A 26,718-nucleotide genomic window follows, 5' to 3' on the forward strand; every position below is an offset into this window, starting at 1 on the left:
GTCCTATTCAAAAAGCGGGTTACTGTAAAGTCCCAGTTAGTTTCAGGTTCAGCGCCGGTGTAAGCCCACTCGCTCAGGGTATTGGTGCACGCCAGCAGGATGGATAATCAATCGACGGGCTTCGAGTTTGGGTGTAGAAGCCGGGTTTCAGGTCTGAACGACCAGTCAGCAGACACCCGATTTCAGCACACTCCGTAATGATCCAGTTAGACGTTGATCATCATCCTGCTGCGTGACTAACTCATTAAAAAGCGTTGTTCATCGAACACCTTTTCGTTCTTTAACATGAAGTAGACTGCACGCCCCAGCTTATGGGCCAGGGCCGACAAGGCTTTGGCTTTGCTCATGCGTTTCTGCAAGCGCTGCAACAGCTTTTGAGCACCGGGGTTGCCTCTGAGGTACAAAACAGCCGCTTCAGAAAAAGCCCATTTCAAATGGGCATTGCCAATCTTGTTGCCCTGAGTGCCATAGGTTTTACCCGCTGATTCAGCTTTACACTTGATCAGGCGGGAGTAAGAAGCAAATTTCTGAACTGATTCAAAGCGGCGAATATCCCCGATCTCATACAGGATGGTCAGAGCCAGAATACGGCCAATGCCGGGGATGGTCTGCAACAGGTGATAATAAGTGGGCCGATGTTGTTTGGCCTGCTTTACCAACAGCCACTCGATTTGACTCAGCTCTCGGTGATAGCACTCCAAGACGGCCATATCCAGATCAATGTTGCGCTGAACCACGGGGTCATCAAAGGTCTTGCCCAGTTGTTCTCGGGCACTGACATTTTTCAGATTGACCTTGTTGGGCGGCAAGTTGTATTGACTGGTCGTATTCGCCACATGAGCTTTTAAATCTGCACCATGACGTACCAATCCGGTTCGACGGCGAAGCAGATCACGAGTGGCCCGCATACTGCGTGGATAGACATAAGCCAGCGGAAAGTTGCCACCTCGGATCAGGGCAGCAATCTTGTAAGAATCAATCCGGTCATTCTTGGTTTTACCGCCATGAATCGCCTTCATGTAAAGAGCGTGACCCAGAATAAAAGCGATGCCCTGATCTTCACAGAAATCAGCAATCCAATACCAACAGTGCATGCACTCAACCCCGATGATTAGGTCATCTAGATAGGGTTCAATTAATCGAAGAAGAGGTTCGGGCTTGGCAGGAATTTCCTTGTGCAACAGAGTTTCACCCTGCTGCCCTAAAATGCAGACATACAGGCTACGAGCATGCAGATCGATTCCACAATAATGACGATGAGTGCTATTGTAAAAGTTCATTGAGTCTTCTCCTGTCTGGGTTTCGTCGCCTTTCCAGTTTAGCCAAATGGCTGAGCTGGGGGAGAAGGCTCAATGAGTATCAAGTCACTGTTGTCGGACAATTTTTCCGTAGCTTCGCTGCTCAAAAATTGCCGCAAAGTTCTGCGTTCAGGCTGTAGAAGAACCTCTCTGTCAATGGCCATTTATTTTGACCCACCTTTGGCCAATAAAATTGACCCACCTGGTGCGTTAGTTGGTTAACTTTTCTTTCAGTCGATAGCTTTCTCCTCCCAGCATGAAGATGTGTGAGTGATGGATAATCCGGTCTACGATGGGTATGGCCACATTGTCGTTATGGAAGAACTCTCCCCAGTCGGTGAAGTCCTTGTTGGTGGTCAGGATGATGGAGCGGTACTCATACAGGCTGTTGACCAGTTGGAAGAGGTTATAGCGGGACTGGCGGCTCATGGGCAGGTATCCCAGCTCATCAATGATCAGCAGGTCGTTTTTGGCCAGCAGGCTGATCCGCTTTTTCAGTTCACCGCGTTTTTCAGCCAGTTCCAGCTCTTCCACCAGGGTCATGGCCGTTTTGAACAGCACCTTGTAACCGGCTTCGATGGCTTTGTAGCCCAGGCCAATGGCCAGGTGGGTTTTGCCCACTCCCGGTGGCCCGATGAACACCAGGTTCTGGCGCTGATCCAGGAAGTTGAAGTCCAGCAGCGCACTGATCTGGCGTTTATTGATGGTGGTCTGGTGACGATAGTCGAAGTCATCCAGGCGCTTTTCCATCGGGAAGTGAGCTTGTTTGAAGTGACGCTGGATGCGTTTTTGATCGCGTTCTTTCAGCTCATAGCCCATCAGGTGGTCGATACACTGTAGATAAGACCAGTCATTACTTTCAGCTTCACCGAGCAGCTGAGGGAGCTGTTGAGCCATCCAGGTCAGCCTCAGGCTTTTGCAGCGGGCGCGGGTTTGTTCAAGCTGCCCCATGGGTCACCTCCTGGCCACTGGACTGGCCAAGTCGCTGGTAAGCCGAGAGGTCTACATGGTTGGCCGAAGTAGCCTCTGGCAGACCGTGATCTGGATAACGCCCTTTGCTCCGCGCCTGACGTTCCGCCTCCAGGTAGCGTTTGATCTTGCCAGCGGTAATGCCGGGCCGCTCGGCCAGCTGCACAAGCAGCTTTCGATCTTCCGGCTCCAGGTGAGCCAGGATGGATTTCAGGGCAACCAGCTGATCCTTGACGACTCTAGGCTCTGAGCGCCTGATCTGCTGGCAGAGTGTCTGACCCAGAGCCTTTCCCAGCATTTGACTGATTTCGGTCTCCAGCTGCGCCACCCGAGCTTCCCTGTCCCGGTAGTGGTTGTTGTTCTTGATGATGCGCCCCTTTTCCAGGCACAGGGTATGTTCGGCCAGGGTCTCACCAGTGTTTAGGTCGGTAATGACCAGACGGCCTTCCTGCTGCATTACACCGACCTGAGATTGCTGCCAGGCCAGAGGCACGGAGTATTTATTGGCTTGGTAGCTGATCAGACCGGTTTTATCCGCACGACGAGTTTCAATCGCCGAAGGCTGACGAAGACTGCTGGGGGCCAGGTAAGGCTTCAGCTGAGTTCGTTCTTCGGCCATAAAAACGGTGTGGGGGATCTGGCCGGTGGTGCCATGCTCACGACGGTTGGCCACTTCATCCAGCCAGTTTTGCAGATGGTCTCTCACGGCTTGTTGACAGGTGAAGTGTTCGCCATAAAAGCAGTCCTGCTTGACGTATTTGACCCCAGCTTCCACCTTGCCCTTGCTCTGGGGGTCATAGCCTTCACAGGCATGGATTCTAAAGCCTGCGGTGGTGGCATACTGGTAAAAGCGCTGGTTGGCCTCGATTTCCCGGTATTGCTCCTTGATCACCACCAGCTTGGTCTGGTCATAAACACACTCTTCGGTGATGCCGCCAAAATACCGGAAGGCTTCATCATGCAGTTGAATAAAGGCCTGGGTATCAAGGGGCTGGAAGCTCAGGCCCACATACATCAGACGCGAGAAAGAGAGCACGAAGACAACAAAGTGAAGGGTGACCTCCTGATCACCGACCCGAACGCCTCGCAGCTCGCCGGGATCAACCTGACATTGAACACCGGCCACATCATCAATAATGGGTTCAAAGTAGCGAACCTGAGCTACAGCCACTTCCTGGCGCAGCTGTTGAATATAACGGCGCAAACTTCGATCAGATGCAGGGATGGAGCCATATTTAGTACGCAGCTTACGAGCAACCTTCACCGCACTCAGCTTGGGGAACTCACCCAGTAGGTACACCAGATAACTGCGGTAATCATCCAGCTTTTTGCTGCGACTGGGGTCTGATTGCTGACCTTGAATGGCTTCTTCCGATAGACGCAGATACTTGCGAACGGTATTGCGAGAGATGGACAACTGCTTACTGATGGCTCGGACGGAAAGACCCTGGCCGTTGTCGTGTAGTGCTTTGATTTTATGAATCACAACCCACTCCTTCAAAACCCTTCCCCTTAATCATCATCGTTGAGGGAAGGTACTGGTTTTGGTGGCCAAAGCCACCTTGGGGGTGGGTCAAAATTAATGGCCAGAAGCGGGTCAGTTTAGTTGGCCATTAACACTCTCCGGCTGCACTGAAATGAACCATCCCTGAGCAACCGGCCCTTTCTCATGCTCAGGTTCAAACACTATGGCTACAACCAGACGGCGATGGTGGTCATCAATTATCAGGATCAGTTGCAGCAGTCTGACACCCTTGGGTTTGCTTCCACTGGACCAAGGCTGGCGCGGAAGACGTTGAAATTGTTGATTACCATTAGGAGGTAACTCATGCGCAACCTTGATGCTGTAACGCCAGGCGAGTTACTGAAGGAGGAGTTCCTTGAGCCTATGGGCATTTCTCAATATCGTCTGGCCAAAGAAATTGGGGTGCCAGCCCAGAGGATCGGTCAGATTATTGCTGGTAAGCGTTCGATAACCGCAGACACGGATCTACGACTTTGTCGTTTCTTTGGTTTGTCCAATGGCTATTGGTTGCGAGCTCAGGCTGCCTACGACATTGAGATTGCAGAAGACGCCCTTGAGGATCAGCTAAAGAATATTCGTCCGTGGAGGGCTGTATCCGAAATCAGAGCATGACCCGGGCGTAATTTGCTCTGAACTAAACCACCAGCCCTTCTGCCAGATGCCGCCATTGTACCGGCCATTCGTGGGTTGGGGGGCGTCTGAAGCCGCTGCGTACATACTGAACGATGCGGCCTTCGACGATGGCGAGCAGCATGCTGGCGGCGGCTGTGGTGGAAAGGGCGACCTTCTTGCCTTCACGAATTTCCGTTTCCCTGAGCACTTGTTTGATCTGGCTTTCAATCCGGTCAAACAGGCGGGTAATGCGATTGCGCAGCTCTTCATCCTCTCCCACCAGGGCATCGCCGGTCAGCAGACGGCAGAGGCCGGGGTTGTGCTCGGCAAAGCCGAGCAACAGGGTCAGCAGGTGCTCACAACGAATCAGGGTTGCACTCTGCTCTTTCAGGATCAGGTTGATGCGGGTAAACAGGCTGTCTTCAATAAACTCGATCAGACCTTCAAACATTTTGGCCTTGCCGGGAAAATGCCGATACAGGGCGGCTTCGGAAACGCCCACCTTTTTAGCCAGGGAAGCGGTGGTGATCTTGCTTTCCTGGTTTTCCAGCATGAGGGCCAGCGCCTGAAGGATTTCATCCTTGCGCTGAGACTTCTTTTTACGAGTTGTTGTTGAAGACGGGTTGTCCATGTTGACCTACCTGTTAACTGGATGTTTGATTGGTGATCAGGGTACCCACACCGGCGTTGGTGAAAATTTCCAGCAGGGTGGCATGGGGAACACGGCCATCAATGATGTGTGCGGCTTGAACGCCATCTTTAACAGCATCCAGGGCACAACGGATTTTGGGCAGCATGCCACCATAGATGGTGCCATCGGCAATCAGGGCGTCCACTTCCTGCGTGGACAGGCCGGTCAGCACCTTGCCTTCCTTGTTTTGCAAGCCAGCGACATTGGTCAGCAGGATGAGTTTTTCTGCTTTCAGGGCATCGGCAATCTTGCCTGCCACCAGGTCTGCATTGATGTTGTAGGAAGCGCCCAGGGCATCGACCCCGATGGGGGCAATGACCGGAATAAAGTCGCGGCTGGTCAGCATTTCTATCAGGGAAGTATCCACGGATTCCACTTCGCCGACATGACCGATATCAATGATTTCCGGAGCGGTCATCTCCGGGGTCTGGTGCTCCACCTTGAGTTTTCGGGCCTTGATTAACTGGCCGTCTTTGCCGGTCAGGCCTATGGCTTTGCCACCGGCCAGGTTGATCTGGTTGACGATTTCCTTGTTGACCAGGCCGCCGAGAACCATTTGTACAACGTCCATGGTTTGGCTGTCGGTGACTCTCATGCCGTTGACAAAGCGGGACTCAATATTCAGCCGCTGCAGGAGTTCACCGATCTGGGGGCCACCGCCATGCACCACAACCGGGTTGATGCCGACTTCCTTGAGCAGTACCACATCCCGGCAGAAAGAGTCTATCAAATCATCTTCGGTCATGGCATTGCCGCCATACTTGATGACCAGGGTTTTGCCGGAAAACTTCTGGATATAGGGCAGGGCTTCCGACAAAACCTTAACGGTGGTTTGTGGGCTGTTTACAGATGAAGTCTGGGTCATGATTCAGGGCTCAATTAATAGTCAAAAGTCAAAGCAGGATCAATAGCTTGCAATGCCTGGCGGAAGCGTTCAGCAATCAGGTTCAGGGCTTCCTGGGTCTGGCCTTCAAAGCGTAAAACCAGAACCGGGGTGGTGTTGGATGCACGGCACAACCCCCAGCCATCGGTGTAGTCGACACGAATACCGTCCAGGGTGGTTTTCTGCCCATCACCGAATTCTCCTTCATTGGCCAGGCGTTCGACCAGAGCAAATTTGTTTTCATCGGTAACGGTGATGTTGATCTCAGGCGTGGAAATATTCTGTGGGAAGCGGTCGAAAAAGGCATCGGCATCCACTTCCTGTTTGGCCAGAATTTCCAGCAGACGGGCTGCAGCATAGAGGCCATCGTCGAAGCCGTACCAGCGTTCCTGAAAGAAGATATGCCCGCTCATTTCCCCGGCCAGCAAAGCGCCACTGGCTTTCATTCTGGCTTTGATGAGGGAGTGGCCGGTGCGGTACATTTCCGGCTCACCGCCCGCCTTCTGGATGACATCGCCCAGTTTTCCGGTGCATTTGACATCATAAATGATTTTGGCACCGGGGTTGCGCTCCAACAGGTCTTCAGCAAAGGCCATCATCAGATGATCCGGGTAGATCAGGCGGCCTGAAGGGGTAATCACACCCACTCGGTCACCATCGCCATCAAACCCCAGGCCCAGATCGGCCTTTTGTTCTTTCACGGTGGCAATCAGATCCTGAAGGTTTTCCGGCTTGCCGGGGTCAGGGTGGTGGTTGGGGAAGGTGCCATCAATTTCGGTGAACAGGGGGATGACTTCACAGCCCAGTTCCTGCATCAGGCGGGGAGCCAGCTCACCGGCCACACCATTGCCGGTGTCCACGACCACTTTCAGGGGGCGGCTCAGTTGCACGGATTCCAGAATGGCTTTCAGGTAATCTTCACTGACATCCCGGCTTTTCTCAAAGCCTTCACCGTATTTGAAATCCGTTTCCGTGATGCGGCGGTAGAGATCGCTGATGGCTTCACCTGAAAGGGTTTCGCCAGCCAGTACGCATTTGAAACCATTGTAGTCCGGTGGGTTGTGGCTGCCGGTGACCATGATTCCTGATTGCGTACCCTGCAGATAGTGGGTGGCAAAATACAGAGTGGGGGTGGGCACCATGCCAATATCGATGATGTCTCTGCCGGTGGCAAGGATGCCTTCCTTCAGGGCCGCGATCATGTCCGGGCCGGAAATTCGACCGTCACGGGCAACAACGATGGCTGTTTCACCTCGGGCAGCGGCTTCAGAGCCAAGAGCCAAGCCAATTTGTTTGACGATTTCAGGTGTCAGAGTTTTGCCGACGATGCCACGAATATCATAAGCGCGAAAAATGGAAGCAGGTACTTCAGTCATGCAGGAATCCTCTTTGATTGCAATCAGTGGCGACCGGAGCTGCCAAACCCACCGGCACCTCTTTGGCTGTCGGTGAAGTCATCAACCACTTCCAGTTGCGCCTGGATCACTGGAACGATGACGTACTGAGCCAGGCGCTCTCCCGGTTCCAGGGTGAAGGGCTTTTGCCCGCGATTCCAGACGGAAATCATCAGCTCGCCCTGGTAGTCAGAGTCAATCAGACCCACCAGATTGCCCAGTACGATGCCATGTTTATGGCCCAGACCGGAACGGGGCAGGATCATGCCAGCTAGGCCTGGATCAGCCAGATGAATGGCCAGCCCGGTGCGCACCAGTTGGGTATCGCCGGGGTTCAGTTCCAGAGGTTCATCCAGCAGGGCGCGCAGATCCATACCGGCAGAGCCTTCGGTGGCATAGCTGGGCAGAGGCAGGTCGCTGCCGATGCGCGAGTCGAGAATTTTTACCGCGAGCTTGGGATGCTGGTTCATGGCTTATTGTTTGTCCTGATTGGCTTGGTAGAGTTTGCAGATTTCCAGTAATAACTGCTGGCTGAGTTGTTGCTTGCTGGCCTGGGGAAGCTCCAGGCGGTGGATTGTCCGGGCCTGGCGATACAGTAGGGTGACACGGTTGTCATCACTGCCAAAGCCTATATTGGTGTCACTGACATCATTTGCCACGATGGCATCCAGGTTTTTCCTCTCCAGTTTCTGGCGGGCGTAGTCTTCGACCTTCTGGGTCTCGGCGGCAAAACCCACACAAAAGGGACGAGGTTGGCTGTTGGCGATGGTGGCCAGTACATCCGGGTTTTCCACCAGCTTTAAAACCAGCTCTTTTTGATCCTGCTGTTTTTTGATTTTGTGTCCGGCGACTTCTTCTACCCGGTAGTCGACTACAGCAGCGCAGGCAATAAAGATGTCGGTGTCGGCCTGAACGTTCTGGCAGGCCGTGAGCAATTCCTGGGTGGTGGTGATTTTTTGGCGCTGAACTCCCGGTGGGGTGGGTAGATCAACGGGGCCGCTGATCAAGGTCACCTGGGCACCCAGTTCCGCCGCCGCTGCAGCCAGGGCATACCCCATCTTACCGGAACTGTGGTTGGACAGGTAACGCACCGGGTCCAGGGGTTCCTGAGTGGGGCCAGCGGTGATGGTGATTTTCAGGCCCTGGGCTGGCAGGTCTTGTTTGGTCTGGAAGAGGCCTTCTATCCGGCTGAAAAGTTCCTCAGGTTCGGGCATGCGTCCGGGACCCAGATCACCGCAGGCCTGTTCGCCTTCAGCGGGAGGCAGAAGATGATAGCCGAGTTCTTGCAATAGAACACAATTGCGTTGAGTGGCCGGGTGCTGCCACATGCCCTGGTTCATGGCTGGAGCCAGATGCACAGGAGCGGAAGTGGCCAGGCAGAGGGTGGTCATCAGGTCATTGGCCATCCCCACAGCTAGGCGGGCCATCAGATCGGCGCTGGCCGGGGCAATAAAAACCAGATCAGCCCAGCGGGCCAGCTCTATGTGCCCCATGCCCGCTTCGGCTTCTTCATCCAGCAGGGCGTCATGCACCGGATGTCCGGTCAGAGCCTGAAACGTTAACGGCTGGATAAAAGCCTTGGCCCCTTCGGTCATCACCACCCTGACTTCTGCGCCTGCTTTGACCAGCAAGCGGGCCAGATACGCGGTCTTGTAGGCAGCTATGCCACCGCTGATACCCAGAAGCACTTTTTTGTTGATCAGACCTGTCATGGATCAATTAACCCAGCTGAAAAAGGACGCTAACCTTACCATGTTTTGGCATTTGCTGAGAAATGAACAAGGAGGTTAGCCATGGGTATTAACCACTGGCCTGCTGACGAAAGGCCCAGAGAAAAACTCCTGGAAAAGGGGGCAGCCAGTCTTTCCGATGCGGAATTGTTGGCGATTTTTCTGCGCACGGGTGTGACGGGAAAAAGTGCCGTGGATCTGGCGCGACACCTGCTGAATGAGTTCGGAGGTCTGCGCCCTCTGTTAACTGCCAGCCAGACGGAATTCTGCCAGCACCTGGGTCTGGGTTCTGCCAAGTTTGCCCAGTTGCAGGCGGTCCTGGAAATGGCACAGCGCCATCTTGAAGCGGAACTGAAAAGAGGGGAAGGCCTGACCAGCCCGGAAGCCGCAGGGCGTTATCTGAAAATGCAATTGCGTGATCTGCCCCATGAAGTTTTTGCTCTGCTGTTGTTGGATAATCAGCACCGAGTCCTGCATTTTGAGACCCTGTTTCGTGGCACGCTGGATGGAGCTTCCGTTTATCCCAGGGAAGTCGTCAAACTGGCGCTTGCGCATAATGCCGCAGCCGTAATTCTGGCTCATAATCATCCCTCCGGAATTGCCGAACCCAGTGGCTCGGATGAGCAGATTACCCGGCGGCTGAAAGAGGCGCTGGCGCTGGTGGAAGTCCGGGTTCTGGATCATTTGCTGATTGGTGATGGAGAACCTGTGTCTTTTGCCGCCCGAGGTCTGCTATAATACGCGCGCTTTTTCCTGAAACTCGTTTTTTCGTTAAAACCCAAGGTATTGCTTGTCTGCAAGCGGCCTTTTTGGTATAAAGCGCCCTTTCATTTTTCCATCACCTTGCGCCCTAAGATCGACTGGAGGCACACAATGTCCATGGTTTGCCAAGTTACCGGCAAGAAGCCGCTAACTGGGAACAACGTTTCCCACTCACAGCGTAAGACGCGTCGTCGTTTTATGCCCAACCTTCACGTTCACCGTTTTTGGGTTGAATCCCAGAAGCGTTTTGTCAAACTGCGCGTTTCCACCAAGGGTCTGCGTTTGATTGATAAGCTGGGCATTGACCAGGTTCTGGTTGATATCCAAAAACGTGGCGAAAAAGTTTAAGCCCTAAGGAACCGGAACTATGCGTGAGAAAATCAAACTGGTATCGAGTGCTGGCACAGGCCACTTCTATACCACTATGAAAAGCAAGCGTAACACCCCCGAAAAACTGGAGCGTAACAAGTATGATCCAGTAGTACGTAAGGTTGTACCTTACAAAGAAGCAAAAATTAAATAATTTGCTTCGGTGTGTTGCCTGAAAAACCCGGACTGGAAACAGCCCGGGTTTTTTTCGTTTAAAGCGGCAAAAAAATGCCGCTCAGGTCGCCACTTGGCGACCTTTGTCAGTGGCTATAAACAAGGTTAAAGTTCAGTCAGGGTAAGTCGACGAGGTAATCAAGAGCAGAAAATTCATCGGTAAAAGATTTGGGTGATGTTATGTCAGGTATCAGTTTCAGTGGCCTGGGATCAGGCCTTCCCGTTGATGAGATCGTCAAGGCCAGTGTAGAAGCCAGAGCGCAACCCCTGCAGAAAATGCAGGAAGAAAGGGCCGAAGCACAGGAAAAAATCAGTGCTTATGGGCAGTTGAAAAGCAAGGTCAGTGACTTTCAGTCAGCCATGAGTGAGTTGGTTGGAGATGACAACTACAACCAGATGCGTGCTGAGTCCAGCAATGAAAGCCTGTTTTCAGCCAATGCTGACTATCTTGCCGGTGCGACCTCCGGTAACTACAACATTGAAGTGGAGTCTGAAGCGGAGGCTTCCCGCTGGGTTTCTGAAAATGCCAGCACTGAAAAAGAAGTAACTGGGTCGATCACTATTCAGCCTGCAAACTCTGACCATGAGGATGTCACCATTACAGCTGATGCTGGTGATACCCTGGACAACATTCGAGCAAAAATTAATGAACATGAAGACTTGCAGGGAGTTGCTTACGCTAACCTGGTGAATACTGGTGATGGAGAGGCTAGATTAACCGTCAATGCCGAACAAACCGGTAATGAAAACAGCGTTTCGGTAGTGAGCGGCAGTGTTGATGGAAATGGAGATGTAACTGATAAGCTAAAGGTGGTGGATGGCGACCAGATAGGCGAAAATACATCAAGTTTATCTACAAGTGGAGACTTGGATGCCAAAATCACTATTGATGGCATTGAAGCCACCAGCTCGACCAATACTTTTGACAATGTGATCTCTGGCGTCACCCTGGATATCACTCCAGGTGCGTTGAATGATTCAGAAGTGGGAACGACGGGTACGCTTGAAGTGGATCAAGACAAGCAGGCTGTAAAGGACAAGATCAATGACTTTATGGGTTCCTACAATGAGCTGATGACCTTTCTCAATGAAGCTAAGTACTCCAGCGTCAATGAGGATGGTGAAGTGGAGGGAGGCGTCCTCTCCGATGAAAGTGCCATTAACTCCTTGCAGAGCCAACTGCGCAGTATTATTGATTCTCCTGTTAGCGGAGGTTCTGATGAAGAGACCAATCAAAACCATCTCAGTTTTATGGGGATCGTAACCAATGTTGAAGGTGGTGCTGATGGCCCTGGACCCACCAATGGTCATTTAAAAGAAGGGATTGGTGACGAAGCCCCTACAGTAGATCCTAATTATGCTGGCACTCGGCTGGATGAAGTGCTGGATAAAAACTTTGATGATGTGGCCCGTATTCTGGGTGATGAAGACAATGGTTATGCAGCCAGACTTTCTGAAACTGCTAACCTGATGACTGATGCTACGCGTGATGGCTTGATCCCTACACGCACGGAAGGCCTTTCTACCAAGGTAAACAACCTTGAAGATGGTATGCAGGATACGATGGATCGCCTGGATTCCTACGAACAAAGGCTTTATGACCAGTTTAATGCTGTAGAAAGCACCACTGCCAGTCTGCAGGCTCAGGGTCAGCAGATTCAGGCGCAGCTGGGTGGAGGAGGTGGTTTAGCTTCCCTCCTTTAAAAGCCACCGTTTTCTCGGTCGCAGGCCCCTGCTCGGTTATACTGTTTTTTTGAATTCAGTTGACCGACAGGGGCTTTTTCATGCCTGAATTACCTGAAGTTGAAACCACACGCAGGGGAGTGGCCCCCTGGCTGGAAGGTCGATCCATTGAGCGCCTGGAAGTCAGGGAGCCTCGTTTGCGCTGGCCGATTCCTGAAGATTTGCCTGAACGGATTCAGGGCCTGCAAATCAGATCCCTGCAAAGGTGCGCCAAGTATCTCTTGATGCCTTTGGTGGACTCGCAGCAGCCTGAAAGCAGCCAGGGTCTGATCTGGCATCTGGGGATGTCGGGCAGTCTGCGCCTGGTTCCAGCATCGGAACCCTGGAAAAAACATGATCACCTGCAGTTGACTCCCGCACCTCTGCCTTCCGAAACTCAGGCTCCCTTGTGCCTTCGCTATCACGATCCCCGTCGTTTTGGCTTTCTTCTTCATTACACAGGCGACCCCCTGTTGCACCCTCGACTGGAAAAGCTGGGCCCTGAACCCCTGAGTGATGCCTTCACGCCTGAGCTGCTTTACCAGCGTTCACGTCAGCGCAAAATTCCGGTTAAGGCTTTTATTATGGATTCTGCTCAGGTGGTGGGTGTGGGTAATATCTATGCCACCGAAGCCCTGTTTCGGGCCGGGATCGATCCACGGCGTGCAGCCGGAAGAATTTCTCTGGCTCGCTATGCTGAGTTGGTGAGATTGATCAAGATTATTCTGGCGGCAGCCATTGAACAGGGTGGCACCACGCTCAGGGATTTTGTGGGCGGCGATGGCAAGCCAGGCTATTTTGCCCAGCAACTGGATGCTTATGGTCGTGCCGGACAGCCTTGTCACAAGTGTTCAGCCGCTTTGCAGGAAACCAGAATAGGTCAACGCTCCAGTGTTTTTTGTCCACAGTGCCAACGCTGATGCCGAAAGCAGCGGTTTTCTGGTAAGCTTTATCTCTGTTTTTATAAACGAAAGGTTCAAATCATGAGCTATATGGCATTCAAACACCTGCACCTGCTGGCTGTCGTATTAACGGTGGTCTTTTTTGTGGTTCGCAGCGGCGGCGTTTTGGCTGGCTTGCAGTGGGTCAATAAGACCTGGATGAGGATCAGTCACCACGTCATTGATCTGGTGGTGCTCATCTCGGCTCTGGGGCTATGCTACTTTACAACCCAATGGCCTTTTTATAACAGTGAATGGGTGACAGCCAAGCTGGTGGGTCTGGTGGGTTATATGGGGTTTGCAGCCTTTGCGTTGCGTCGTCAGAAAATCATCGGCCTGGTGATCGCAGCCGTTTTCCTGATTTACACGGCCTGGGTTGCTGTTAACAAAGTTCCTTTTCCCGGCTTGTAAGCCGCGGCAGGGTGAAATAAATGAAGTTTGTTTACCGCTGGAATGAAACCCAGTTTTTGTACTCGGCACTTTATGATTATCAATTGGGTTCACAAAAAGACCGGCGACACCTTTTCTTTGGCTTGGTGCTGTTTGCCGTAACAGGTATTCTGGTTATCAAATGGCTGGATCAGGGCTTTCAGGTCATTGATCTGGTGTTTGTTTTACTGGGTGCCTTGTGGTTTGGCATGCGCCGACGCTTGCTGGTCTGGATGTTCAAACGCGCCTTTAAGCGCTCCGGTCAGGAAGGTCTGGATTTAACCTTTGAAGTGAATGAAGACGGTGTCAATGCCCAGGTCGATTCCAGGCCGCCCCAGCATTATGACTGGACGGATATCCGGCGGGTTTTGCGCACAGAGAAGGGTTTTCTGCTTTATCCGGGACTCTTGTGGCTGCCAGCCTCAGGTCTGCAGGAGGATGCCAATCTTGAAGAGGTTGCTGCTTTATTTCAGCGCAAGGTTACAAACTATAAAGACAAAAGCCGCTATCGACTCAAAACGGCTTTTTAGATACTGGATGCAGTTATGACAGACGAACAGCGTTTTTGCACTACCCACCAATGGGTTCAACAACTGGACGAGCAACAGGTTTTGGTAGGTATCAGTCAACATGCCCAGGAGGCACTGGGTGATATCGTTTTTGTGGAGTTGCCGGAAACCGGTCAGGTGATCAAGGCGGGTGAAGTGATCAGCAGCATTGAATCGGTTAAAACGGCTTCTGAGATTCAGGCTCCTGTCAGTGGCACCCTTCTGGCCTGCAACGAGCAGTTGGAAGATGATCCTGAGTTGTTGAATGAGGCTCCTCTGGATACCTGGGTTTTTCGTTTGCAGGTCGAACCTGACGTCTTTGCAAAAGAATGGCAGGAACTGATGACTGTCCAGGCTTATACCGATTTCCTGGCCCAACAGTAAGTCTATGAACTGGGATTTACCCAACCCCTACATTCTTCCACTCAGCATTGGTGCCGATGCCATCGATCATTATGGTCATGTCAATAATGCCGAGTACCTGCGCTTTATCGAGCAGGTGAGCTGGCAGCATTCACAATCCCTGGGTTTGACTCTGGATGATTACCGGAGGCTGGATCGTGCCATGGTGGTGGTGCGCCATGAACTGGACTATCTGGCCCCGGCCTATGAAGGCGACCAACTGGAAATGGCAACCTGGATTGTGGACAGTGATCAACGTCTGACCCTGACCCGGCGCTTCCAGTTGTTGCGACTCAGCGATGACAAAACCTTGCTGAAGGGCCGAACCCGTTTTGCCTGTGTGTCCCTGCAAAGCCATCGTCCCCGAAGGCTGCCGCAAGAATTCCTGAATGTTTATTTGCCCGCTCTGGTTGCAGAGTCCGAAGCCAAGCCATGAAACTGTATCTTTATCTTGCCCCTCGCCAACTGGATGTTCTGAGACATGCGCGCCTGCATTTTCTGGCCGTGAAGGAGCAGCTTGACCCCTGGCAACTGAATGCAAAAATGATTTCACGCCAGAGCGTGCGTATTTCCGAGGGTGAGTTTCAAAAAGAGCTGGAAAGGCAGTTCAAGGCTCTGCCCGAGCAATTGAAAGGTTTGATGACCTGGGAGGCCTTTCAGAATGAAGCGGCCAAAAAACGCCCGAAAATAGAAGCCCAGATGAAAAAGCGCAAGCAGGGAAAACCGCCGGTTTTGCCTAATCCTCAGGCTTATGAAGAGCTGGGGATGTGCCGTTTTTTCGCACGGGCAGATAATCCGCTACTCTGGGAGCGTTATGCGGATCAGCACCGAGGTGTTGTGCTGGAGTTCAATAGCGATTACCCAAAATTCAACACTCAAAAGCAGGTTTTGCGTTCTGTTGTTTATGGCCAGCAACGGCCCACAGCCGATCACCCCATGAAGCCTTTTCCAGCTCTTTTCCATCGCGCTGCTGAATATGCCACTGAAGAAGAGATCCGCCTGATTCGCCCCTTAAACGAGGCAAAAGACAGCAAACCCTTAAGCAATGGCCAGCCGGTGTATTTCTACCCCTTCCCCCCGCGCTCAATTGTTTCCGTGACCCTGGGTGTGAATATCTCAGCGGAAACACGGGAACAGGTCGAACGCATCCTCAGCTATGATCTCAAGTACAAACCAGGCCGTACCCTGCGCGAAGTGCTGCTCGATCCGGATCAGTTTAAATTGCACTTGCGTGGGACTCTTTAGATAGTCGCCGAAAGCGAAGATTTTGCCTAATGCTTTAAGGGAAATCGCCAGGCCAACCAGAGTGCCGGGCAGGAAACAGCAAATAGTAGCCAGAGGGCGTGGCTGGGTTGACCGGTCCAGTCCGCCAGGCTGCCGCCCAGCAGAGGAACGAAGAAAGACAGGCTGTAAGCCAGGGTGAAGGCACCTGCAGCCAAGCGACCGGCCTGTTTGCCAGACAGAAGTTGCGGTGGTAAAGCAACCAGGAGTATCAGCAACACACCTGCCCAGAAGCTCAAGAAAAAGGCAAAGGCAATACTCAGCCAGCCACTGGTCAGGAGCAGCCCCAGCATACCGACCAGACTCAACCCAGTGGAAACAACCAGCGGCCCACGCCGGGCAACCCAGTGGTTGATCATGACCAACATGAGCAGAGAGGCCGCCACCTGGGCGACATTGAACCAGAAAAAAGCAGCTTCCAGTTTGTTGAGTTCAGCGCGTTCCTCCAGCAGGCTGCCCAGATAAGCATTGGTGCCAAAAAACAGAGAAGCACTGGAAGCCAGCAGAAGCCCGATGCGCCAGAGAAAAGGGTCTTTCCAGTCCGGTATCCAGCCGGTTTCTTCCAGGGTGTCATGGCTGGAAGTGTCTTCTCTTTGCCTGGGCAGAAAAGTGGCCAGTACGATTAAAAGAGCGGGCAGTGACCAGGCCATCAGGGTGGCCCGCCAGGAACCCTCCATCAGTGGCATCAGGAGGGGCAGGGTGACACCTGCACCCAGAAACTCGCCCATTAGCATGCCATTCATGTAAACCGCCGTACCCAAAGCCAGCTTTCTGTCGTCCAACCAGCGGGGCAACAAGGCAGGCAGAGAAGGCTGCATGATGGCAATGCTTAAGCCCATCAAGCTGGTAAGAATCAGCAGTAACGCCAGACTGTCCGTTAAGCCTCGAATGGCGGAAGTCAACGCAACCAGGGTCAGTGCCAGGGCGAGACTATTTCTGGCACCCAGTCGCAGGATGGCCAGCGAACCCAGAAGTGCACCCAGTGACAACATGAGGACCGGGAGGGTGGTCAGGCTGCCCAGAAGAGTTTGCGACAACCCCAGGTCGGCATTGATGAAAGGGGCGAGAGGCGGGATGACCAGAATGGGCAGACGCAGATACAGACCCAGAAGCCAGAGCAACGCCAGGGCCAGGAAAACCCTGGCCTTGTCCGCATTGCAGGGCATCAGAGCCGCATTTCAATACCCTGGTCGGCCATGAATTGCTTGGCTTCAGGGATTGAGTGGGTTCCAAAATGAAAGATGCTGGCAGCCAGAACTGCATCGGCCTGACCTTGTTGGACGCCATCAGCCAGGTGTTGAAGATTGCCGACACCTCCTGAAGCAATCACGGGAACGGCTACAGCATCGGAAATGGCTCGGGTTACTCCCAGATCAAAACCATTTTTGGTGCCATCCCGATCCATACTGGTCAGCAGTAACTCACCGGCTCCCAAATCCACCATCTTTTTAGCCCATTCCACGGCATCCAGACCGGTGGCTTTGCGCCCGCCATGAGTGAAAATCTCCCAGCGGTCAGGCTCACCTTCGGCAGAAACCTTTTTGGCATCAATGGCAACAACAATACACTGGCTGCCAAAACGCTCAGCGGCTTCGCGAACAAATTCGGGGTTGGTGACAGCTGCAGTATTGATCGAGACCTTGTCAGCACCGGCATTCAACATGGTACGGATATTCTCACAGTTGCGAATCCCGCCACCGACGGTCAAGGGAATAAAGACCTGACCGGCAATTTCTTCGACCATCTCAACGGTGGTGCCGCGATCCTCGTGACTGGCGGTGATATCCAGAAAAGTGATCTCGTCTGCGCCCTGGTCGTTGTAGCGTTTTGCCACTTCCACCGGATTACCGGCATCACGAATGCCGACAAAATTCACACCCTTCACCACTCGACCCTTATCGACATCGAGGCAGGGGATAATACGTTTGGCCAGTCCCATAGTGTCTCCTGAAAGATTAAATTGTATGGCAGCCTAATGCGGACAAAAGGGGCACAGGGTAGGCTTGTCAGGACGCGTGAATACATCCCTGTAAGCTCTGGCTGCAACTTCCTGTTGCAGACAGCCTGACAAGCTCTACCCTGCACCCCAGAGTATTCAGTTTCAGCAGGGCAAATTACTGGTCTGCCAGTTTCTGTGCTTCGGCCAGGTTCAGGCTGCCTTCATAGATGGCGCGACCGGTAATGGCTCCCAGAATGCCCTGGTCAGCCACCTTCATCAGGCGCTCGACATCACCCAGGTCGGTGACTCCGCCCGAGGCAATCACCGGCAGGCCACCTTGCTGGGCCAGATCCACGGTGGCTTCCAGGTTCACGCCCTGCATCATGCCATCGCGGCTGATATCCGTGTAGACGATGCTGGAAACGCCATCGTCGGCAAAACGTTTGGCCAGGTCAGTGGCCTTGATGTTGGAAACTTCAGCCCAGCCATCGGTAGCGACCAGGCCGTTTTTGGCATCCAGGCCAACAATAATGTGACCGGGGAAGAGCCTGCACATTTCCGTAACGAATTCGGGTTCCTTAACCGCCTTGGTGCCGATGATTACCCACTGCACACCGGCTTCCAGGTAATGTTCGATGGTTTGTGGGGTGCGAATGCCACCGCCAATCTGGATGGGCAGGCCGGGGTTGGCGCGGGCGATGGCCGTCACGGCCTCGCCATTGACCGGCTGGCCGTCAAAGGCACCATTCAAATCAACCAGATGCAGGCGGCGACAACCTTCCCCCACCCAGCGGGCAGCCATTTCCACGGGATCATCGCCGTAGCTGGTGGAGTCTTCCATACGGCCTTGCTTCAGGCGCACACACTGGCCGTCTTTCAAATCAATTGCGGGAATTATCAGCATTTGTAACCTATCTATTTGAGTTTTTGTACCAGATCTTTGCAGCAACGCATAGACTGTGGAAAATAAGTTGAAGTGTTGGTAATGCTTTCAAATATGCTGCAATACCCCATATAACAATTGAACCAGCGATGAGGTAAAGGTATTTGACATAAATTCTGATGCATGGCGTTTGGTGACCACAATCACCAACCCTAAAGTGGCTATGGTGAAATGTCCCCCAAATGCTTGGAAGAACGTAAGGTAAGAAAACGGTTATTGCGATAACCGCGATCAAACCTAGAGCAACCATTTGTATTGCTTCTTTTTGTCGCTGGTCTCGACTCATTGTCTACGGCTTCCAGTACAGGAAATTCTCTAGTAGCTTAAGACCGGCCTGGGCGCTTTTTTCGGGGTGGAATTGTACGGCAGCGACGTTATCCTGGGCGAGGGCAGCATGCATTTTCACCGGGCCATAGTTGCATTCAGCCAACACCTGTTCGGGGTTTTCAGCCTGAACATAGTAGCTGTGCACAAAATAGAAGCGCTCACCGGCGGGCAGGCCTTGCCAGACAGGGTGTTCGGGTTGGGCAGGGTTGACCTGACTCCAGCCCATGTGGGGCACTTTCAGGCGCTGGCCTTGCGAGTCTTCAAGGTATTCGCCAAAAAATTTCACCTGGCCCTTGAAATGCCCCAGGCATTCCACGCCGCCGTTTTCCTCGCTGGATTCCATCAGGGCCTGAAAGCCAACGCAGATGCCCAGAAAGGGTTTGCTCTGCAGGCATTCGCGGATGATGGGCACCAGCCCGGTGTTGTGCATTTCCGCCATGCAGTCGCGGATGGCACCGACACCGGGAAGAACCACTCGCTCGGCCTGGCGAATGATTTCCGGGTCAGAAGAAATACCGACAGTCTTTTTGCCGGCAGCCATTTTTTCCAGGGCTTTATGGGCTGAATGCAGATTACCCATGCCATAATCAATGATAACAACGTCCGGTTTGGCGGGTCCCTTGTCCATCATAAAACGCCTTTGGTCGAGGGCATTTGTCCGGCCATACGCTCATCCGGGGACAGGGCCATGCGCAGGGCGCGACCAAAAGCCTTGAAGATGGTCTCGGCCTGGTGGTGGGCGTTGAAGCCTTTAAGGTTGTCGATGTGCAGGGTGACCTGGGCATGATTGACGAAGCCCTGGAAGAATTCCCAGAAAAGCTGGGTATCCAGTCCACCCAGGCTGGCACGGGTGAATTCCACATCCATAAACAGGCCGGGGCGACCGGAAAAGTCGATAACCACACGGGACAGGGCTTCATCCAGGGGAACATAGGCATGGCCGTAACGAACCATGCCTTTTTTGTCACCAACTGCCTGGGCAAAAGCCTGGCCCAGGGTGATGCCCAGGTCTTCAACACTGTGGTGGTCGTCGATATGCCGGTCACCGGTCATCTGGATGTCCATATCAATCAAACCATGGCGGGCCACCTGATCCAGCATATGATCCAGAAAGCCGATACCGGATTCACTGGAAAACTGGCCTGTGCCATCCAGGTTGATTTCAACCTGAATTTTAGTTTCCAGGGTATTGCGGGTTACACTTGCAGTTCGTGCCGTCATTGAGGGTGTGCACCTTTTCTGAGCTTGCGATGATCTGATTATAACAGTTGCGAGGTGGAAAGGCAGTCCAGAGCTTTTTATGCTGTCTAGAGTTGCAAGCTAAAATGAACTTAAACAACAACTGAGTGAGGGTGCGCCATGCCTGTGCAATTGATACAAGCCGATGCCAATGCCTTGGCTGAGCAGTCTGCATGGCGGACTGACCTGGAAAAAATCTATTCAGAGGCGGAGCCCTTGCGACGCACTCTGCGCGGGGAAGTGCTGGAAGCCCCTCACTTTATTGAAGCGGCTTTGCAGGAAACCAGCAACTGGTTTGCTGCGGCCCTCTTTAATGATCATCTGATCGGTGCCGTGCTGGTGCGTTCTCTGGAAGATGAGTGGCAGCTTCGCCACCTCTGTGTCCGAGAAGTCACCCGCAGGCGCGGAGTCGGTAGTCGGCTGATGGCACTGGTGGCTACAAAAGCCAGGGAGCAGGGTCTGAGTGTCTGTGTGCCCGATGAAAACCTGACGCATGCCGACCAGATGCTGGTCAGGCGTCTGGGTTACTCTCTGGATGAGGGGCGAGGTGGATTTGTTCTGGAAAACTAGGAAGAAAAGGTCTGGAGTGGGCAAAACAGGCCTGAAGACTTAAGGATTGCAAAGCAATGGCATTTTCTGAAAATACGGTAGTTCCAGAAAACACTTCGGCTCAGGCATTGCAGGATGTCCTTGCGGCCATACCGGCCGGTTTAGTGATGCTGGATCCCCAAGGCAAGGTCAGCCAGGCCAACGAGGCCGCCGCAGAACTTTTGGGTGCTCCCCTGAGAGGGGCTTCCTGGTTGGCTGTGGTGCAAAGAGCTTTTGCTCCGCGCAGCGATGATGGTCATGAGGTTTCACTGAAAGACGGACGCCGGGTGAGCCTGTCTATCAGTTCCATGTCCGCTGGACAGGGGCAGCTGATCCTGCTGCAGGATCTGACGGAAACCCGGCGTTTGCAGGAAGAGCTGGCCCGCCATGAGCGGCTGTCTTCCATGGGGCATATGGTGGCCTCTCTGGCCCACCAGCTGCGAACCCCTTTGTCGACTGCATTGCTTTATGCCGGGCACCTGCAAAAGGAAGGTCTGGAAGAACACCAACAGCAAAAGTTTGCCGGTAAACTGAAAAGCCGGCTACAGCATATGGATCAGCAGATACGTGATATGCTGATTTTTGCCAAGGGTGAAACCCGCATGGCCCGACGCCTGGCTGTAGAGGATCTGGCCAAGGCCCTGCATGAAGCTGTACAGCCGGTTGTGGACAAGCATCAACTGAGTTTCAATTGGCAGGTTAACCTGCAGCCCTGTGAGCTGGTGGTGAGTCTGGATTCTCTGGTAGGCGCTGTGCTCAATCTGGTTAATAATGCTGCCGAAGCCTGTGATCCGCCGCCACCCATGGCCTTGCATCTGGAAACCGTTGCTGATTTGCCGGGTCAGCCCGGCATGCACCTGCTTCTCTGTGTGGCTGACGAAGGGCCGGGCATTGGTCAGGACCAGGTGGCCAAGGCGCAGGAACCCTTTTACACCACCAAGTCTCAGGGAACGGGTTTGGGGCTGGCAATAGTGCAAGCGGTTGTTGAGGCCCACAAAGGGCGTTTCTGGTTGCAATCGCGGACTGGAGAAGGCACACGCGCCTGGATTGCCTTGCCAATGGATGCTGATGGCGCTTCCGGTTCGGAAGCCTGAGTTGTAGTGGAGAGAAGCGATGCAGCAACAAATATTGCTGGTTGAAGATGATGCGGATTTAAGAGAAGCCCTGGAAGATACGCTTGAACTTGAAGGTTGGGATTATGTCTCAGCCGTCAATGGGCGGGATGCCTTGAAACTGCTGGAAAAAAACTCGGTGGGTTTGGTGATTTCCGATGTCAGTATGCCGGTGATGGATGGCTATGAGCTGCTGGCCGAGGTCACCCAGAAGTATCCTGGCCTGCCCATGGTGCTGATGACTGCCTATGGCTCGGTGAGTCAGGCTGTGGAAGCCATGCGCCAGGGCGCTGTGGATTATCTGGTCAAGCCTTTTGAGCCTGAACTGCTGGTGACCCTGATACGGCCCCTGTTGAATTCCAGCCCTTTGAGTGATGCTACCGATCAGGGGCCGGTGGTGGAAGATCCTGCCAGCCTGGAATTGCTCAAGCTGGCCAGCCGTGTTGCCAAAAGTGATGCCTCGGTTATGATTGGGGGTGAGTCGGGAACCGGCAAGGAGGTGCTGGCGCGCTATATTCATCTGGAGTCGGGAAGAGCCAGCAAGCCTTTTGTTGCCATCAATTGTGCAGCGATTCCCGAAAGCCTTCTGGAAGCCACCCTGTTTGGTTATGAAAAGGGTGCTTTCACGGGGGCCAATGCCAGCACCCCCGGTAAATTCGAACAGGCCGATGGTGGGACTCTGTTGCTGGATGAAGTTTCGGAAATGCCCATGGAGTTGCAGGCCAAGTTGCTGCGGGTGCTTCAGGAACAGGAAGTGGAACGCCTGGGCTCGCGCAAGACTCTGAAATTGAATGTGCGAGTGCTGGCAACCAGTAACCGAGATCTCAAGCAAAGCATCAGCGACGGAGTCTTCCGGGAAGATTTATACTATCGCCTGAATGTCTTTCCTCTGGTCTGGCCGCCACTGCGGGAGCGTAAGGCTGACATCCTGCTCCTGGCCAGAGCCTTGTTGGCCAAGCATGCGCAGCGCATGGGAGTAAGCCAGGTTCCTGAACTCCACTCCAGTGCCAGCAAGCTTTTACTGGAGCATGCCTGGCCTGGCAATGTGCGTGAGCTTGAGAATGTCATGCAGCGTGCCTTGATTATGACCACAGGCAAGCAGGTCACCGCTGAAAGTATTATCATAGAAAAAGACCACCGCCTTGCAGTGGCCGAAAATGACAGAAATGAGTCTCAACCGGCTCCGGTTCAGGCAAGCAGTGAGGCCCTCAAGGAGGATCTCAAGGAACAGGAGTTTCGAATGATTCTTGAAGCGCTGCAGCAGGAAGGTGGTCGCAAGAAAGAAACAGCGGAGCGACTCGGGATCAGCCCCCGAACCCTGAGATACAAGATCGCAAAAATGCGGGAGCTGGGTTTTCTGGAGCAAGGCTGACCCGGCTGAGAAACATTTTGTAGCAGTAATTTCAGTCAACTTGTAGGAAGATGGTGTAGTCTTCCGGCTGACAATTAGGTAGAGTAAGTCAATCACTCTGAAAAAGTGGCTAACCTGTTGTTTTTTTGCACTTAGCCGGACAATTTATGCAAAAAATATAAGCTTTAACGATTGTTGCATAGAAAATACATATAAACAAAGTATAAAATAAGGGTGTCCAGACATGGTTGAACGCGCTGATATTTCCAGTGTTCTGTCCCAGATAAGGGCAAGTAGTCATGATGTGAACTCCAGTTTTGCATCCGCTGAGTTGAATCAGCGGGCACCCTTGGTCAAGGGGTTGCAGGAAGGGGGGCAGGTTCCTGGCGTGACTGGTTCGGAAGAGGTCAAGGAAGTGCCTTCCTTTTCCACTTTACTGAAGCAGGCCATCGATAACGTCAACGGACATCAGCAGACGGCTAATGACATGCGAACCCGCTACGAACTGGGTGATCCCGACGTCGATATCACCAATGTGATGATTGCCGCCCAGAAGTCGAGTGTGTCTTTTGAAGCCATGACGCAGGTAAGAAACCGCCTGGTCAGTGCTTATCAAGAAGTGATGCGGATGCCTATCTGATCCTGACACAGGATAGAGTGGATTAACTGGGGTTATTGAATGGAAAACGCGCCTGCCAATGTGGCTGCTGATGAAGGGGCAGAAAAAAATCTCCCTGAATCCGGCAAGTCAGAAGCAAGCAGTGCTACCACTGATCAAGCTGAAAGCAAAGACAAGCAGAGCAAAAAGAACTTGCTGAAAGGTGGCAGTAAGGCGGAAGCCTTGCTATCCAACTTCAATCAGTTGGATATTTTGCGCCAGATGGCTTTGCTGATCGGCTTTGCGGCCAGTATTGCACTGGGCTTTGCTGTCGTCCTCTGGTCTCAGTCCGACAGCTACCGGCCCTTGATGTCCAGCTTAAATGAGGTGGACTCTGCTGCTATTGTGGACGTTCTGGAACAGAACAACATCAGTTATCGCATTGATACTTCTTCAGGCGCGCTACTGGTCAAAGAAGATGATATCCACCAGGCCCGGATGCAGGTGGCTGGCGCGGATATCAGTCAGCCCAATACGGTGGGTTATGAACTGCTGGAGCAGGATCAGGGTCTGGGCACCAGTCAGTTCATGGAAAATGCCCGCTACCTGCGTAGTATTGAGGGTGAACTGGCCCGAACCATTTCCAGTCTGGATGCCGTCCGTCAGGCACGCGTGCATCTTGCAGTTCCCCGCCAATCTGTATTTATTCGTGATCAGCGCAAACCTTCGGCCTCTGTTTTTCTGACCCTGACACCCGGTCGCAGCCTGGACTCATCCCAGTCAAGAGCCATGATGAGCCTGGTGGCGTCCAGTGTTCCCCAGATGGCACTGGAAGATGTCACCATTGTTGACCAGCGCGGCAACCTGCTTTCCCAGAGTGAGGAAAGTGAGAGCGACAAGGCCATGTCACGCCAGCTGGAACACACCCGTCAGGTCGAACAGCGTGTCAACGAGCGTATTCGCTCCATTCTTGAGCCGATAACCGGGCCCGGGCGTTTTCAGGCTGCTGTCTCGGTGGATGTTGATTATACCCAGGTGGAGGAAAGTTCTGAGCAGTTCAATCCGGACATGCCCGCTCTTCGCAGTGAGCAGACGGTTGATGAAGTGCGTAGTGGCGACTTCGGGCCTCTGGGCATCCCCGGTGCCCTGTCCAATCAACCTCCTCAGGATGGTTTTGCTCCTGAAGAAGCCACCGGTGAAGGGGAGGAAGGCAATACACCTAGCAATCGCCGTTCCCAGGCAACGCGCAATTTTGAACTGGATCGCAGCCTGACCTATTCCCGCAATGATGCCGGTCGCATTGCCCGCATGACGGTGGCCGTAGTTATTGATGATCTGATCCAGCGCAACCCGGAAACCGGTGAAGCCGAACGGCAACCCTGGAGTGAAAATGAAATTGAGCGCATCAACAGCTTGGTGCGTAATGCTGTAGGCTACAGTGCCGCCAGGGGTGACAGTGTCAGCGTCATCAACTCACCCTTCGTGGAAAGCGACATTGATGAAGTGCCCGAATTGCCTTTCTGGGAGCAGCCCTGGTTCTGGGGGCTTGCCAAACAGGCACTGGCCGGGCTGTTTATCCTGATTCTTATTTTCGGTGTTCTCAGACCCATCCTTCGTAACCTGGCGACCAAGTCGGATAAAGATATTGAGGATGCAGATGCCGATGATCTGGCACCCCTGGACGGTGGCTTGCCGGATGATCAGGTGACGCTCAGCGCATCTGATGATCCCCTGCTGGCACCGCCAAGTGACCTTTATGAACGTCAGCTCAATGCCATACGGGCCTTGATTGCTGAGAACCCTGGCCGTGTGGCTCAGGTAGTACGCCATTGGGTGGTTAACGATGAGTGAAGAAGATCTCTACGCGGAAAACCTGTCTTCGCTGGAAAGAGCCGCCATCCTTCTGATGTCCCTGGGTGAAACCGATGCAGCTCAGGTACTCAAGCACATGGGGCCCAAGGAAGTTCAGAAGATAGGCCTGGCCATGTCGCAAATGCAGAATGTCAGCCGTGCACAGGTAGAAGAAGTTCTGGGCGACTTTCTTGAGGATGTTGGTGAACAAACCGGTCTGGGTGTGGGTGCGGACAGCTATATACGCCGCATGCTCAGTGAGGCTCTGGGTGAAGATAAAGCCAATGGCCTGATTGACCGCATCCTGCTGGGGGGGAATACCACGGGTCTGGATACCCTGAAGTGGATGGAACCCCGAGCTGTTGCAGACATTATCCGTTTTGAGCATCCTCAGATACAGGCCATCGTGATGTCTTATCTGGATCCGGATCAGGGTGCGGAAATTCTGCGCTTCTTTGATCCCAAGGTTCGCCTGGATGTGACCCTGCGCGTTGCTGCTCTGGAATCAGTGCAGCCTCAGGCCTTGCAGGAATTGAATGATATTCTGGAAAAACAGTTCTCTGGTTCCGGTGGTACTCAAACCACCAGCATGGGCGGCGTCAAGGTGGTTGCCAATATCATGAACAACCTCGACAGCTCCATTGAGGGTGACCTGATGGATGCCATCAAGGAAATTGACGAAGCTCTGGGCGAAGAGATCGAAGACCTCATGTTCGTCTTTGATAACCTGGCCGATCTGGATGACCGTGATCTGCAGACCCTGCTGCGTGAAGTCAAGCCTGAAACCCTGACTCTGGCATTGAAAGGTGCAGAGACCCGTGTTCAGGAAAAGATCTTCAAAAACATGTCCAAACGTGCCGCCGAGCTGCTGCGTGACGACCTGGAAGCGCAAGGCCCGGTTCGTGTCAGTGAAGTTGAATCCTCCCAGAAAGAAATTCTGGGTGTGGCGCGGCGTTTGGCTGATGATGGCACCATCAATCTGGCATCCAGCAACGACGAAATGTTATAAGAAGGTCGCCATTGAATTTTGAGGACGTCTT

The 26,718-nt window shown here is 53.1% G+C and carries 30 protein-coding genes; 17 read left to right on the forward strand and 13 right to left on the reverse strand.

Annotated elements, in window-relative coordinates:
• Positions 1–236: 236 nt before the first annotated feature.
• The 3 genes from LG323_RS12940 to istA all read right to left on the reverse strand — a co-directional run bounded on the left by LG323_RS12940 (position 237) and on the right by istA (position 3,753).
• Positions 237–1,280, reverse strand: a complete 1,044-nt coding sequence (locus LG323_RS12940) for an IS110 family transposase (RefSeq protein WP_404416937.1) — start codon at positions 1,278–1,280, stop codon at positions 237–239.
• 228 nt (positions 1,281–1,508) lie between these two features.
• A complete protein-coding gene (istB, locus tag LG323_RS12945) occupies positions 1,509–2,249 on the reverse strand; it encodes an IS21-like element helper ATPase IstB (RefSeq protein ID WP_114418945.1) in 741 nt (246 codons plus the stop codon).
• A complete protein-coding gene (gene istA, locus LG323_RS12950) occupies positions 2,236–3,753 on the reverse strand; it encodes an IS21 family transposase (RefSeq protein WP_404416226.1) in 1,518 nt (505 codons plus the stop codon). The genes istB and istA overlap by 14 nt, the downstream gene beginning before the upstream one ends.
• Before the next feature lie 342 nt (positions 3,754–4,095).
• On the opposite strand from istA, the gene LG323_RS12955 reads away from it, so the two are divergent.
• A complete protein-coding gene (locus LG323_RS12955) occupies positions 4,096–4,404 on the forward strand; it encodes a HigA family addiction module antitoxin (RefSeq protein ID WP_404416940.1) in 309 nt (102 codons plus the stop codon).
• Between the two features lie 22 nt (positions 4,405–4,426).
• Here LG323_RS12955 and slmA read toward each other — a convergent pair whose 3' ends face one another.
• Genes slmA through coaBC form a run of 5 tightly spaced genes read right to left on the reverse strand, consistent with a single transcriptional unit; the run spans position 4,427 to position 9,084 of the window.
• A complete protein-coding gene (gene slmA, locus LG323_RS12960; RefSeq protein ID WP_404416943.1) occupies positions 4,427–5,035 on the reverse strand; it encodes a nucleoid occlusion factor SlmA in 609 nt (202 codons plus the stop codon).
• Between the two features lie 13 nt (positions 5,036–5,048).
• Complete coding sequence (argB, locus tag LG323_RS12965; RefSeq protein WP_310697938.1) at positions 5,049–5,960, reverse strand: acetylglutamate kinase; 912 nt, start codon at positions 5,958–5,960, stop codon at positions 5,049–5,051.
• Between the two features lie 14 nt (positions 5,961–5,974).
• Entirely contained in the window at positions 5,975–7,354 is a 1,380-nt protein-coding gene (locus LG323_RS12970; protein ID WP_404416946.1) for a phosphomannomutase/phosphoglucomutase, read from the reverse strand.
• 23 nt (positions 7,355–7,377) lie between these two features.
• Positions 7,378–7,842 carry a dUTP diphosphatase gene (gene dut / locus LG323_RS12975; RefSeq protein WP_310697936.1) on the reverse strand — a complete coding sequence of 155 codons (465 nt, stop codon included), beginning with the start codon at positions 7,840–7,842 and terminating at the stop codon, positions 7,378–7,380.
• 3 nt (positions 7,843–7,845) lie between these two features.
• Positions 7,846–9,084: a bifunctional phosphopantothenoylcysteine decarboxylase/phosphopantothenate--cysteine ligase CoaBC gene (coaBC, locus tag LG323_RS12980; protein ID WP_404416951.1), complete on the reverse strand. Its 1,239-nt coding sequence runs from the start codon at positions 9,082–9,084 to the stop codon at positions 7,846–7,848.
• A gap of 81 nt (positions 9,085–9,165) precedes the next feature.
• On the opposite strand from coaBC, the gene radC reads away from it, so the two are divergent.
• From radC to LG323_RS13030, 10 genes are all read left to right on the forward strand, one after another.
• The gene (radC, locus tag LG323_RS12985; RefSeq protein ID WP_404416954.1) at positions 9,166–9,840 is read left to right on the forward strand and encodes a DNA repair protein RadC; all 675 of its coding nucleotides are present in this window, start codon (positions 9,166–9,168) and stop codon (positions 9,838–9,840) included.
• 135 nt (positions 9,841–9,975) lie between these two features.
• Positions 9,976–10,212: a 50S ribosomal protein L28 gene (rpmB, locus tag LG323_RS12990; protein ID WP_310697933.1), complete on the forward strand. Its 237-nt coding sequence runs from the start codon at positions 9,976–9,978 to the stop codon at positions 10,210–10,212.
• Positions 10,213–10,231: 19 nt separating this feature from the next.
• A complete protein-coding gene (gene rpmG / locus LG323_RS12995; protein WP_310697932.1) occupies positions 10,232–10,387 on the forward strand; it encodes a 50S ribosomal protein L33 in 156 nt (51 codons plus the stop codon).
• A 200-nt stretch (positions 10,388–10,587) separates the two neighbouring features.
• On the forward strand, positions 10,588–12,111 hold the full coding sequence (fliD, locus tag LG323_RS13000; protein ID WP_404416958.1) for a flagellar filament capping protein FliD: 1,524 nt from the start codon (positions 10,588–10,590) through the stop codon (positions 12,109–12,111).
• Positions 12,112–12,191: 80 nt separating this feature from the next.
• Positions 12,192–13,049 carry a bifunctional DNA-formamidopyrimidine glycosylase/DNA-(apurinic or apyrimidinic site) lyase gene (mutM, locus tag LG323_RS13005; RefSeq protein ID WP_404416961.1) on the forward strand — a complete coding sequence of 286 codons (858 nt, stop codon included), beginning with the start codon at positions 12,192–12,194 and terminating at the stop codon, positions 13,047–13,049.
• 63 nt (positions 13,050–13,112) lie between these two features.
• Complete coding sequence (locus tag LG323_RS13010; protein ID WP_404416964.1) at positions 13,113–13,481, forward strand: SirB2 family protein; 369 nt, start codon at positions 13,113–13,115, stop codon at positions 13,479–13,481.
• 20 nt (positions 13,482–13,501) lie between these two features.
• Positions 13,502–14,029, forward strand: coding sequence for a hypothetical protein (locus LG323_RS13015; protein ID WP_404416967.1), 528 nt, complete (start codon positions 13,502–13,504; stop codon positions 14,027–14,029).
• 15 nt (positions 14,030–14,044) lie between these two features.
• The gene (gene gcvH, locus LG323_RS13020) at positions 14,045–14,431 is read left to right on the forward strand and encodes a glycine cleavage system protein GcvH (RefSeq protein WP_404416969.1); all 387 of its coding nucleotides are present in this window, start codon (positions 14,045–14,047) and stop codon (positions 14,429–14,431) included.
• A 4-nt stretch (positions 14,432–14,435) separates the two neighbouring features.
• The gene (locus LG323_RS13025; protein ID WP_404416971.1) at positions 14,436–14,885 is read left to right on the forward strand and encodes an acyl-CoA thioesterase; all 450 of its coding nucleotides are present in this window, start codon (positions 14,436–14,438) and stop codon (positions 14,883–14,885) included.
• Positions 14,882–15,694, forward strand: a complete 813-nt coding sequence (locus LG323_RS13030) for a hypothetical protein (protein WP_404416974.1) — start codon at positions 14,882–14,884, stop codon at positions 15,692–15,694. Before LG323_RS13025 ends, LG323_RS13030 begins: the two co-directional genes overlap by 4 nt.
• Positions 15,695–15,720: 26 nt before the next feature.
• Here the strand turns inward: LG323_RS13030 and LG323_RS13035 are convergent, their stop codons facing one another.
• The 5 genes from LG323_RS13035 to hisB all read right to left on the reverse strand — a co-directional run bounded on the left by LG323_RS13035 (position 15,721) and on the right by hisB (position 20,160).
• Positions 15,721–16,896, reverse strand: coding sequence for a CynX/NimT family MFS transporter (locus LG323_RS13035; RefSeq protein ID WP_404416977.1), 1,176 nt, complete (start codon positions 16,894–16,896; stop codon positions 15,721–15,723).
• Complete coding sequence (gene hisF / locus LG323_RS13040; protein WP_310697913.1) at positions 16,896–17,669, reverse strand: imidazole glycerol phosphate synthase subunit HisF; 774 nt, start codon at positions 17,667–17,669, stop codon at positions 16,896–16,898. Before hisF ends, LG323_RS13035 begins: the two co-directional genes overlap by 1 nt.
• A 175-nt stretch (positions 17,670–17,844) precedes the next feature.
• Complete coding sequence (hisA, locus tag LG323_RS13045) at positions 17,845–18,573, reverse strand: 1-(5-phosphoribosyl)-5-[(5-phosphoribosylamino)methylideneamino]imidazole-4-carboxamide isomerase (RefSeq protein WP_404416980.1); 729 nt, start codon at positions 18,571–18,573, stop codon at positions 17,845–17,847.
• 328 nt (positions 18,574–18,901) lie between these two features.
• The gene (gene hisH, locus LG323_RS13050; RefSeq protein WP_404416983.1) at positions 18,902–19,570 is read right to left on the reverse strand and encodes an imidazole glycerol phosphate synthase subunit HisH; all 669 of its coding nucleotides are present in this window, start codon (positions 19,568–19,570) and stop codon (positions 18,902–18,904) included.
• Positions 19,567–20,160 carry an imidazoleglycerol-phosphate dehydratase HisB gene (gene hisB / locus LG323_RS13055; protein WP_310695168.1) on the reverse strand — a complete coding sequence of 198 codons (594 nt, stop codon included), beginning with the start codon at positions 20,158–20,160 and terminating at the stop codon, positions 19,567–19,569. The genes hisH and hisB overlap by 4 nt, the downstream gene beginning before the upstream one ends.
• A gap of 138 nt (positions 20,161–20,298) precedes the next feature.
• Here hisB and LG323_RS13060 point away from each other — a divergent pair, with 138 nt between their 5' ends.
• From LG323_RS13060 to fliG, 6 genes are all read left to right on the forward strand, one after another.
• Positions 20,299–20,748, forward strand: coding sequence for an acetyl-CoA sensor PanZ family protein (locus LG323_RS13060; RefSeq protein ID WP_404416986.1), 450 nt, complete (start codon positions 20,299–20,301; stop codon positions 20,746–20,748).
• A gap of 56 nt (positions 20,749–20,804) precedes the next feature.
• Positions 20,805–21,860, forward strand: coding sequence for a sensor histidine kinase (locus tag LG323_RS13065; RefSeq protein WP_404416989.1), 1,056 nt, complete (start codon positions 20,805–20,807; stop codon positions 21,858–21,860).
• Positions 21,861–21,879: 19 nt separating this feature from the next.
• A complete protein-coding gene (locus tag LG323_RS13070) occupies positions 21,880–23,250 on the forward strand; it encodes a sigma-54-dependent transcriptional regulator (RefSeq protein ID WP_404416992.1) in 1,371 nt (456 codons plus the stop codon).
• Between the two features lie 223 nt (positions 23,251–23,473).
• A complete protein-coding gene (gene fliE, locus LG323_RS13075; protein ID WP_404416995.1) occupies positions 23,474–23,869 on the forward strand; it encodes a flagellar hook-basal body complex protein FliE in 396 nt (131 codons plus the stop codon).
• 39 nt (positions 23,870–23,908) lie between these two features.
• Positions 23,909–25,678, forward strand: coding sequence for a flagellar basal-body MS-ring/collar protein FliF (fliF, locus tag LG323_RS13080; RefSeq protein ID WP_404416998.1), 1,770 nt, complete (start codon positions 23,909–23,911; stop codon positions 25,676–25,678).
• A complete protein-coding gene (gene fliG, locus LG323_RS13085; RefSeq protein WP_310695162.1) occupies positions 25,671–26,687 on the forward strand; it encodes a flagellar motor switch protein FliG in 1,017 nt (338 codons plus the stop codon). Before fliF ends, fliG begins: the two co-directional genes overlap by 8 nt.
• The last annotated feature ends 31 nt before the right edge of the window (positions 26,688–26,718 follow it).

It is taken from the genome of Marinospirillum sp. (assembly GCF_044810985.1).
In the GTDB taxonomy this organism is placed as follows: domain Bacteria; phylum Pseudomonadota; class Gammaproteobacteria; order Pseudomonadales; family Halomonadaceae; genus Marinospirillum.

Excerpts from the sequence above, each read along its gene's own strand:
- rpmG (WP_310697932.1), top strand. The coding sequence starts at position 10,232 with ATGCGTGAGAAAATCAAACTGGTATCGAGTGCTGGCACAGGCCACTTC.
- LG323_RS13035 (WP_404416977.1), bottom strand. The coding sequence starts at position 16,896 with ATGCCCTGCAATGCGGACAAGGCCAGGGTTTTCCTGGCCCTGGCGTTG.
- LG323_RS13060 (WP_404416986.1), top strand. The coding sequence starts at position 20,299 with ATGCCTGTGCAATTGATACAAGCCGATGCCAATGCCTTGGCTGAGCAG.
- LG323_RS13070 (WP_404416992.1), top strand. The coding sequence starts at position 21,880 with ATGCAGCAACAAATATTGCTGGTTGAAGATGATGCGGATTTAAGAGAA.
- hisH (WP_404416983.1), bottom strand. The coding sequence starts at position 19,570 with ATGATGGACAAGGGACCCGCCAAACCGGACGTTGTTATCATTGATTAT.
- hisF (WP_310697913.1), bottom strand. The coding sequence starts at position 17,669 with ATGGGACTGGCCAAACGTATTATCCCCTGCCTCGATGTCGATAAGGGT.
- istB (WP_114418945.1), bottom strand. The coding sequence starts at position 2,249 with ATGGGGCAGCTTGAACAAACCCGCGCCCGCTGCAAAAGCCTGAGGCTG.
- LG323_RS13010 (WP_404416964.1), top strand. The coding sequence starts at position 13,113 with ATGAGCTATATGGCATTCAAACACCTGCACCTGCTGGCTGTCGTATTA.
- fliD (WP_404416958.1), top strand. The coding sequence starts at position 10,588 with ATGTCAGGTATCAGTTTCAGTGGCCTGGGATCAGGCCTTCCCGTTGAT.
- argB (WP_310697938.1), bottom strand. The coding sequence starts at position 5,960 with ATGACCCAGACTTCATCTGTAAACAGCCCACAAACCACCGTTAAGGTT.
- LG323_RS12970 (WP_404416946.1), bottom strand. The coding sequence starts at position 7,354 with ATGACTGAAGTACCTGCTTCCATTTTTCGCGCTTATGATATTCGTGGC.
- rpmB (WP_310697933.1), top strand. The coding sequence starts at position 9,976 with ATGTCCATGGTTTGCCAAGTTACCGGCAAGAAGCCGCTAACTGGGAAC.
- LG323_RS13015 (WP_404416967.1), top strand. The coding sequence starts at position 13,502 with ATGAAGTTTGTTTACCGCTGGAATGAAACCCAGTTTTTGTACTCGGCA.
- coaBC (WP_404416951.1), bottom strand. The coding sequence starts at position 9,084 with ATGACAGGTCTGATCAACAAAAAAGTGCTTCTGGGTATCAGCGGTGGC.
- mutM (WP_404416961.1), top strand. The coding sequence starts at position 12,192 with ATGCCTGAATTACCTGAAGTTGAAACCACACGCAGGGGAGTGGCCCCC.
- fliG (WP_310695162.1), top strand. The coding sequence starts at position 25,671 with ATGAGTGAAGAAGATCTCTACGCGGAAAACCTGTCTTCGCTGGAAAGA.
- LG323_RS13030 (WP_404416974.1), top strand. The coding sequence starts at position 14,882 with ATGAAACTGTATCTTTATCTTGCCCCTCGCCAACTGGATGTTCTGAGA.
- LG323_RS12940 (WP_404416937.1), bottom strand. The coding sequence starts at position 1,280 with ATGAACTTTTACAATAGCACTCATCGTCATTATTGTGGAATCGATCTG.
- hisA (WP_404416980.1), bottom strand. The coding sequence starts at position 18,573 with ATGCTGATAATTCCCGCAATTGATTTGAAAGACGGCCAGTGTGTGCGC.
- gcvH (WP_404416969.1), top strand. The coding sequence starts at position 14,045 with ATGACAGACGAACAGCGTTTTTGCACTACCCACCAATGGGTTCAACAA.
- LG323_RS12955 (WP_404416940.1), top strand. The coding sequence starts at position 4,096 with ATGCGCAACCTTGATGCTGTAACGCCAGGCGAGTTACTGAAGGAGGAG.
- LG323_RS13065 (WP_404416989.1), top strand. The coding sequence starts at position 20,805 with ATGGCATTTTCTGAAAATACGGTAGTTCCAGAAAACACTTCGGCTCAG.
- hisB (WP_310695168.1), bottom strand. The coding sequence starts at position 20,160 with ATGACGGCACGAACTGCAAGTGTAACCCGCAATACCCTGGAAACTAAA.
- slmA (WP_404416943.1), bottom strand. The coding sequence starts at position 5,035 with ATGGACAACCCGTCTTCAACAACAACTCGTAAAAAGAAGTCTCAGCGC.
- dut (WP_310697936.1), bottom strand. The coding sequence starts at position 7,842 with ATGAACCAGCATCCCAAGCTCGCGGTAAAAATTCTCGACTCGCGCATC.
- fliF (WP_404416998.1), top strand. The coding sequence starts at position 23,909 with ATGGAAAACGCGCCTGCCAATGTGGCTGCTGATGAAGGGGCAGAAAAA.
- fliE (WP_404416995.1), top strand. The coding sequence starts at position 23,474 with ATGGTTGAACGCGCTGATATTTCCAGTGTTCTGTCCCAGATAAGGGCA.
- LG323_RS13025 (WP_404416971.1), top strand. The coding sequence starts at position 14,436 with ATGAACTGGGATTTACCCAACCCCTACATTCTTCCACTCAGCATTGGT.
- radC (WP_404416954.1), top strand. The coding sequence starts at position 9,166 with ATGGGTATTAACCACTGGCCTGCTGACGAAAGGCCCAGAGAAAAACTC.